The organism is Halorubrum distributum JCM 10118 (assembly GCF_000337335.1).
GTDB classification, from domain to species: Archaea; Halobacteriota; Halobacteria; order Halobacteriales; family Haloferacaceae; genus Halorubrum; species Halorubrum distributum.
In genome coordinates this window covers 1-7113 of the sequence record NZ_AOJN01000007.1, presented here as the reverse complement: position 1 = coordinate 7113, position 7113 = coordinate 1, and the positions used below count along the sequence as shown (strand labels likewise).

Here is a 7113-nt window from a genome sequence, read left to right as displayed (position 1 = left end):
GTGTCGGACACCGCTGACGCGGTGTCCTTGTCCTCTTCGACTCGACAGCAGCAGCTCAGCAGTATCAACAATCTCCTACAGAAGAGCGCGGTCAGTTTTTGTATCCCTCACCCTCGATCGGACCGCTAAATACGCCATAGAGGAATTTGAAGTACCACAGCACGAGGAGAAGCGCCGGAAATCCGAGAATCGTCACGAGATTCAGCGCTAACGGTGAGACAACCGCTTCTCGAACCGTCAAGCCAGTTGGCGGATAGATCGTCGGATACAGCAGGAGCGCGACTAGCAGGCTCAACAGCGCCGGAAGCCCGAGTGCGCTCACCAGCCAAGCACGGTACTTGCCACGCAGGGCAAGAACACTTCCCCCTCCTCCCGCAACAACCGACAAGACGACAATCGCACCTACGGGAAGCGAAAGAACCGTTTCAGCAGCACCTCCGGCATCAGTTACGACGACAGTCGTCAGCAGAGCTATAACTCCGATCAAGTACGCCAGCGTCGCAATGATTCCGTACTTGCGCAGGTCGGACGCCAGCCGTGACTTGGTTTTAGCTGTCAGAAAGGCCGCCCCGGTGGCGACCGAGACGGTTACGAGGCCGACACCAGTTAGCAGTGCCGGCAGCGACAGTGTCGGCGCGTCGAAGATCCACCGACCAGCGAGAGTACCGAACAGCAGCGGCGCAAGAAAGCTCCCTCCGATAAAGGAGTAATCCCAGTACCGCTTCCAGCGCTCGTCGTCGCGCTGTTCGCGCATTTCCGGGCCGAGCCCGCGGAACAGCAGCGCGAGCACGAACCCGAGCGCGAGCAGGTAGTGGTCGGCCAAGACTCGCGAGTACACTCGCGGGAACGCCGCTAGCAGCATCGTTCCGAAGGCGACGACCCACACCTCGTTTGCGTCCCAAACCGGACCGAACGCCGTCAAGAATGTCTCCTTCTCGTGTTCGTCGTCACGAGTCGCGTACAGCATTCCGATTCCGAAATCGAACCCGTCGAGGATTATGTACATCGCCAGCGCAAACATGACTACACCGAACCAGATCTCGGGGAGCGTGTCGACAAGATACGCGTCGACGAGCAACACAAGCTCAGTCATCGTCGCTCACCTTCGGGACCGGACCGTACCAGCGATCGTCGTCCGATACCTTCACTCCGAGTTCACGGAGCTCGTCTTCGACCAGCCACCGCAGCACATGGAGGGCTACCAAGATCAATCCGATATAGATAACGACGAAGCCGACGAGCGTCAGAGTCGCTTCGGTTCCGCTCAGTGTCGAGGAGACGGCCTCACTAGTTCTGAGTTCGCCCTGGATGACCCACGGTTGTCGGCCGATCTCGGTGACATACCACCCCGTGAGAAGCGCCGCGTAGCCGAGTGGCGACGCAGCGATCATCGTCTTCAGGAACCGATCGCGCTCCGAGAGGCGTCCGTTGTAGATGAGATACCCGCCCCACAGCGCCAGCCCGATGAACAGGAATCCGAGTCCGACCATGAACCGGAACGACCAGAACACCATCGCTACGGGCGGGTTCTCCTCGTACTCGTTTAATCCGAGCACTTCGGCGTCGAAGTCACCACCGCTAGCGAGGAACGACCCGACGCCCGGAAGACTCACAGTAAAGAGGTTCTCGGCTTTCGGATCGGTGATCGCGTCAATGCTCTTCGGGAACGCGAGCAGGTGTAAGTCCGCCGTGCCGGTCTCGTAGTGAGCTTCCATGGCTGCGAACTTCTGTGGCTGTGTATCTGCGACGTGACGCCCATACGCGTCACCATGGACTGCCTGCAGAGGAGCGGTGACGAGCAGGATGATAACTGCGAGTTTCAACGCAGTGTTCCACGCAGCGGCATCGCGCTTCTTCCAGACGATGTACGCCGAGACCCCGGCGACCAGCAGCGCGACAGAAATAACCGACGCATTGACCATGTGTACATACATCCACGGCATCCGGGGCGTGAAGAACGCAGCCAGCGGGTCGGTTAGCTTTGCGACCTCCATACCGTTACGCGTGATCATCTCGAAGCCCTGTGGAGTCTGCATCCAAGCGTTGACGATCAGGATCCAGAAGGCCGACAGCCACGCCCCGACTCCCACCAGTACCGACGAGATAATGTAGGTCCGATCGCTGACGCGTTCCTGACCGAACAGCAATACCCCGAGGAAAACAGCCTCAAGGAAGAACGCCATCTTCGCTTCGAACGCGAGCGGCCCACCGATCAGCTCTCCAGCCACCTCGGCGAACTGTGGGAAGTTCGTTCCGAATTGGAAGCTCATCGGGATGCCGGTGACCGTTCCCATGACGAATCCGGCGGCGAACACCTTGACCCAGAATGATCGCAGCCGTGTGAACCGCTCGTCGTCGGTCCGAACGTCCTTCCAAGTGAAGTAGACGATGAACGGCGCCAACCCGACCGAGAGCGAGGCGAAAATGATGTGAACGCTGATCGTCCAGCCGAACTGCGCACGGCTCGCAAGCTCCGGCGAGAGCTGCAGCGCCCATCCCTGAATCAAGATGTCGGGAAGCACCGTCGAGAACATAGGTATATTTGATCACGGAACTAAAAGAGAAGTTGTGTAATTCCCCCGTTCGAGGACTGTACTACGGTGGTTTATATCCGCAGAGCCGTAGTTTCTGTAGTCAATACGAGACGGTCACGGGTAGCGCCGGAGGCGGAGCTCAGAACACTTTTTCATATCCTCGATGCTGGGGCTTTTCAGCAAACGTGATATCTACGACTCGTAGCCACCATCGTTCACAGTGTTCGCTCGACAAATTCCGACACGATACGATCCTCTGCGGTTCGTAGTCGATATTGAACCGTAGAACGGGGTTCATCAAGTATCGACGCAAGATCGGAGACAGAAACTTGTCTCGGCCGTTCATAGTATCCGTGCTTGACCGCCGCCTTCAGCACTTCCCAGTGTTCTGGCGAGAAGTCCGTTGCGAGGCGTTCGGTCGCCTTCCAGCCGCTGCCAGTAGTGATATGCGACACCGAAAGCGACACGCCCTCCCGAAGCTGAGCTTCCAGTGTATCGTAGATGTCTCCAATAGGAGAATCACCAGGGAAGAGAATGCGCCACCGGTACTCGTCACCGACTCGGCGGGATTCGAATATGGTTCCTGTCTGAATATGATCGAGTACGATATGCGGAAGTGAATGACAGCTGTCAATTTCACGGCGAAGTGTGTAGATAGTTCGGCTGGTCTCTTGCCGATCTAGGACGCAATATGACCGGTCCGTATCACAATCTACGACGTCGAAACACTCGTTACAGCGGGTTTCGTTGAGAAACACCTCATCGAACGCGTCCAGCGCTTCGCTCGTCCCCTTCGCGTAATCGAGCCGCCACATATAGTTGTCATTCACGAAGATCGCGGACGACCACAACGAGAGGCTCTCGTATTGTCGGAACACATCCATCAACTCATCGGCTCCTGACTCGAACTGGAGGACAAACTCAAACTCACGTGTCTCTTGGGCGGGTTCAGGCTCACCGGTCATTCATCTATTGCTAAATAGTAGATATACAAAAGAATTGTTCTTACTGCTGTTTCATTCTTTTAGCAGGAAATCTTATCTATTGCTAAAGCAATTCTGATTACTGTTACCGAGGTATGTAGAGATGCGATGGCAAACGAGAAAGAACACGGCAGCGGTTCCGTGGAACCGGGCGACACGAGCAAACGAGTCGGAGCCGAAGTGATCCGTGAACGCGGTGTCGATCCTGAGGAACTTCGAGAGAAGCTGATCGACGCGATCGGCGCGGAGTTCACGACCTACTATTACTACACGAACCTCCGGATGCATCTCGCCGGGGAGGAGGACTACAAGGAGATCACCGAGGACGCCCGTCTCGAAGACCGGGCCCACTTCGAGCTCGTCGTCCCCCGGGTGTACGAACTCGAGGGGTCGCTGCCGAACGACATCAGGGACTTCGCCGACCGGGCCTCCTGTCCCGACGCCGAGGTACCAACGCCGATGGACGACAGCGGCGGCTTCGACACCGAGGACCTCGCGGTGGAAGACATCCTCGAGGTACTGCTCGAAGCGGAACGGTGTGCGATTCGCACTTGGAGCGAGATCTGTGATATGACTCGTGGGGCTGATCCGCGAACCTACGACATGGCCCAGCGGATCCTCAACGAGGAGATGGACCACGAGGCATGGTTCATCGAGCTGCTGAGCAAGGAGCGCGACGGCGAGATCAACCCGGCCGGGCACTTCGCGCGCGGCGAGCCGGGCGACGCGCCATACACGAAGAACAACCCGTTCAACGACTCTGCCTGAGCAAGTAACAACGGCCTCCACTCCCCCCTCATTTATGACACAGTCGTCGGACGATACGTGGACCGTCACGATCGTCGTTCCCGAGAAGTCGTCGCTGGACGAAGCCGGCGAAACACACGAACTTGAGGTCAGTGAGAACGAGACGATTCTGGCGGCCGCGCGTTCGGCGGGTGTGTGGCTCACAGCTGACTGTCAACAAGGTTGGTGTATCACCTGTGCTGCTCGTTTGGTTGACGGCGACGTTGTCCATCCAAACGCGCGTCGGTACGATACTGAAGACCGAGAGGCAGGCTACGTACTCATCTGTACTGCGAAGCCGCGGGCGGACTCCACACTTGTTGTTGAGCAGTACGATGAGTTCCTCGAATTTCGAGCAGCCAATAACAAACCCCCAGGAAACTCGAAGCTAAGTGACTAACATGTCCGAAAACATAACCCGAAAGGAACGAGATAGTTCGTTAACAACTCCGTACAGTGTTCGGAATCGCGGTTTACAACTGGTATGTTTCGATGGTCAAGTGCCTGGCAAAGAGACAGTGTTAGATCAGGGTGTCCGAACACAGACACTCGAGGCGCTTGAACGCGTTCGCACTGTCGCTGCTGAAGCTGGCGTCAGTCGTCAGGAACTAATGCGAACCACAGTATACCTGACTGACATGAGCCAATTAGAGGCAGTTACGCAGGCGTACGACGAATTCTTCGAGGGGCAACGGCCGTCACGGACCTTCGTTGGCGTCGAGCAGTTGCCGAACGATGCTACAGTTCAAATTGAGGCTACTGGTGTATGTAAATGAGGTCCTATTACAACTAAACCTGTAGGGTTCTCTTACTAGTAGCGTTCAAATAAGCAAGGGATCATCGAACCGGCGCACCCACGGGGGCCGCGAACAGACATCGATCGGCTCGTCGGCGACCTCGAACGAGTGGCCACCACGTGACAGGTCGTGGGGTTCCGGGAGGCCAGCCACCGCCGGGTTCCCCCTCATAGTTGTTGTTTGGAGCCGCCACCTGTATCGAGCCAGTGAAAAGGATCCAGAGCTGGGTCAGTGCCCCATCGCGCCCCCGAGGGGCTGGTAATGCGGGAACATCGGGTGTGGAAGGTGAACACCGAGTGCCATCAATCCGTGCGCGAACAGCACGTACCCCAGCACGACGAACACCACGCCGAGGAGCCGATGAACACGACGCCGGTGGGCAACGTCGATCGACTGGATAATCGTTCCATAGAGGAAGACAGCCGGGATCGTCCCAATACCGAGGGCACCGAGAGCGATTCCACCGGTGGTCGGAGAGCCACTCGCGAAGGCGAACAGATACGCGGGATACAGCATCGGGCAGGGGAGAAACGCGTGGACGGCGCCGAGACCGACAATACTTGGGCTGTTGACGTGCCGGTGAACTCTCGTTGCGAGCCACGACGTAACGCGCTGGACGCCCGGGATACGAATATCGCCTCCGCTTCCTCCAATCACATACCGAACGCCCGTCGCCACAATGAACCCTCCGACCGCAAGACCGACAGCACCCCGCAGGAGATCAGCGATCGGTGTCAGTTGATCAGCGGTGACGAACACAACGCTTCCGAGCGCGCCGAAGACAGCTCCGAGAATTGCGTACGTCGTCGCCCGGCCGACGTTGAACAGGAAGTGCTGGCGAACCTCGTAGGTCGTGAGATGACCGGCACGCCCGTCGTTGGCTGTTACCGTTCCGCCGTCTGGCTGCGGCGTCATCTGCTTCGAGTACATCGTCACTAACGGCCCACACATCCCGATACAGTGTGCGCCACCGAGCACGCCGATGAGAACGAAGAGTACGACGTCGATTCGGAGGAGTGACTCGATCATAGTCATCCTCAGTTGCGTACGGGTTTGTGTCGTCTGGTGTACCTCTCGAACGAGACAGTATGGATAGTATCGAGTGAAACGAACGCATCAATATCTATCCCTCAGTCGTGGAAATTTATGATCTCAGGGCTTTGTTGAAATCCGATTCTTCAGACATATTATCGCCTGAAACAGCCAGTCGATGAGACTGCGGACGATTCACCGAGACACCAGCCAATTCTCGCATCATTGCCGAAAACACTGTAAGATAGGCAGAGTTCATCGCCCTCTAAATCGAGAAATTCAACGGTTCAGACGATGAGTGGCTGATGTCTGGGACCGTGTGGATAGAACTATACCTGTTTGTGAAAATATATGACTCATGAATCGGAATCTAATTGATTATCTCGGAGTGTCTCAGCGGGATATCGGTGCGGGCGTCGTGGCCGGTGGTGCGGCACTACTTGGTCTTTTTTTGTTTAATAACTTGGTCTTAGGCGAGGAATTCAGGTCTCAGGGATTATTCGCCGATAGCATGTTGGTCTACGTTTCTGAATTCCCTGTCCCGATTATTGCTGTCTGTGTATCGACCGTCGTTTGGCGTGTGATGCTTCCCGAGGAGCCGGCACCGGTCCGCGGTGCCTTGGCAGGCATCGTTTCGGCGTTTGGGACACTCATTGTATTAGGGGTTCTACAAGGCGTTGTGAACTCTTTAGAGGCGATTTTCGATGGCGCACTCAATGATGTAGTCTCTGAGTTCATCATCGCTTTTGCTGTAATCGCTCTCTGGGGGAGTTTGTTTAGTGCCATTCTCATCGCTCCGCTGGGTGTGATCGGTGGATACGGTTATGAGCGGTACCTAGCCCAACGCTAGCGATATGTCCTGACTTGCTGCTTCCATGTCGTTTTCTCCAATCTCAGTACTTCACAAAGCCGCTTAGTTAGAACGTCTGCTTGCTGAAGGTGTGTCTACGACCCAGCAAGCAGACAGTGAGATTCATGAGG

Annotated in this window: 8 protein-coding genes; 4 read left to right on the top strand and 4 right to left on the bottom strand. The window is 56.4% G+C overall.

Annotated features, from left to right (window positions below; all coding sequences use genetic code 11):
- Positions 1 to 91: 91 nt before the first annotated feature.
- The 3 genes from C466_RS00600 to C466_RS00590 form a co-directional block, all read right to left on the bottom strand.
- The gene (locus tag C466_RS00600; RefSeq protein ID WP_004595481.1) at positions 92 to 1093 is read right to left on the bottom strand and encodes a cytochrome d ubiquinol oxidase subunit II; all 1002 of its coding nucleotides are present in this window, start codon (positions 1091 to 1093) and stop codon (positions 92 to 94) included.
- Positions 1086 to 2534, bottom strand: coding sequence for a cytochrome ubiquinol oxidase subunit I (locus C466_RS00595; RefSeq protein WP_004595482.1), 1449 nt, complete (start codon positions 2532 to 2534; stop codon positions 1086 to 1088). The genes C466_RS00600 and C466_RS00595 overlap by 8 nt, the downstream gene beginning before the upstream one ends.
- Before the next feature lie 215 nt (positions 2535 to 2749).
- A complete protein-coding gene (locus tag C466_RS00590; RefSeq protein ID WP_004595483.1) occupies positions 2750 to 3499 on the bottom strand; it encodes a helix-turn-helix domain-containing protein in 750 nt (249 codons plus the stop codon).
- A gap of 126 nt (positions 3500 to 3625) precedes the next feature.
- On the opposite strand from C466_RS00590, the gene dps reads away from it, so the two are divergent.
- Genes dps through C466_RS15730 form a run of 3 tightly spaced genes read left to right on the top strand, consistent with a single transcriptional unit; the run spans position 3626 to position 5079 of the window.
- Entirely contained in the window at positions 3626 to 4285 is a 660-nt protein-coding gene (gene dps / locus C466_RS00585) for a DNA protection during starvation protein (RefSeq protein ID WP_004595484.1), read from the top strand.
- 34 nt (positions 4286 to 4319) lie between these two features.
- Complete coding sequence (locus C466_RS15735) at positions 4320 to 4703, top strand: 2Fe-2S iron-sulfur cluster-binding protein (protein ID WP_004595485.1); 384 nt, start codon at positions 4320 to 4322, stop codon at positions 4701 to 4703.
- A gap of 1 nt (position 4704) precedes the next feature.
- Positions 4705 to 5079, top strand: a complete 375-nt coding sequence (locus C466_RS15730) for a RidA family protein (protein WP_004595486.1) — start codon at positions 4705 to 4707, stop codon at positions 5077 to 5079.
- A 249-nt stretch (positions 5080 to 5328) separates the two neighbouring features.
- Here C466_RS15730 and C466_RS00580 read toward each other — a convergent pair whose 3' ends face one another.
- A complete protein-coding gene (locus tag C466_RS00580) occupies positions 5329 to 6129 on the bottom strand; it encodes a sulfite exporter TauE/SafE family protein (protein ID WP_049908318.1) in 801 nt (266 codons plus the stop codon).
- Between the two features lie 361 nt (positions 6130 to 6490).
- On the opposite strand from C466_RS00580, the gene C466_RS16370 reads away from it, so the two are divergent.
- Positions 6491 to 6982 carry a hypothetical protein gene (locus C466_RS16370; RefSeq protein ID WP_152418543.1) on the top strand — a complete coding sequence of 164 codons (492 nt, stop codon included), beginning with the start codon at positions 6491 to 6493 and terminating at the stop codon, positions 6980 to 6982.
- The last annotated feature ends 131 nt before the right edge of the window (positions 6983 to 7113 follow it).

What these genes read in the sequence shown, in the direction of transcription:
- C466_RS15735 (WP_004595485.1), top strand. Translation starts at nt 4,320, where the DNA reads ATGACACAGTCGTCGGACGATACGTGGACCGTCACGATCGTCGTTCCC.
- C466_RS00580 (WP_049908318.1), bottom strand. Translation starts at nt 6,129, where the DNA reads ATGATCGAGTCACTCCTCCGAATCGACGTCGTACTCTTCGTTCTCATC.
- C466_RS16370 (WP_152418543.1), top strand. Translation starts at nt 6,491, where the DNA reads ATGAATCGGAATCTAATTGATTATCTCGGAGTGTCTCAGCGGGATATC.
- C466_RS00600 (WP_004595481.1), bottom strand. Translation starts at nt 1,093, where the DNA reads ATGACTGAGCTTGTGTTGCTCGTCGACGCGTATCTTGTCGACACGCTC.
- C466_RS00590 (WP_004595483.1), bottom strand. Translation starts at nt 3,499, where the DNA reads ATGACCGGTGAGCCTGAACCCGCCCAAGAGACACGTGAGTTTGAGTTT.
- C466_RS00595 (WP_004595482.1), bottom strand. Translation starts at nt 2,534, where the DNA reads ATGTTCTCGACGGTGCTTCCCGACATCTTGATTCAGGGATGGGCGCTG.
- C466_RS15730 (WP_004595486.1), top strand. Translation starts at nt 4,705, where the DNA reads ATGTCCGAAAACATAACCCGAAAGGAACGAGATAGTTCGTTAACAACT.
- dps (WP_004595484.1), top strand. Translation starts at nt 3,626, where the DNA reads ATGGCAAACGAGAAAGAACACGGCAGCGGTTCCGTGGAACCGGGCGAC.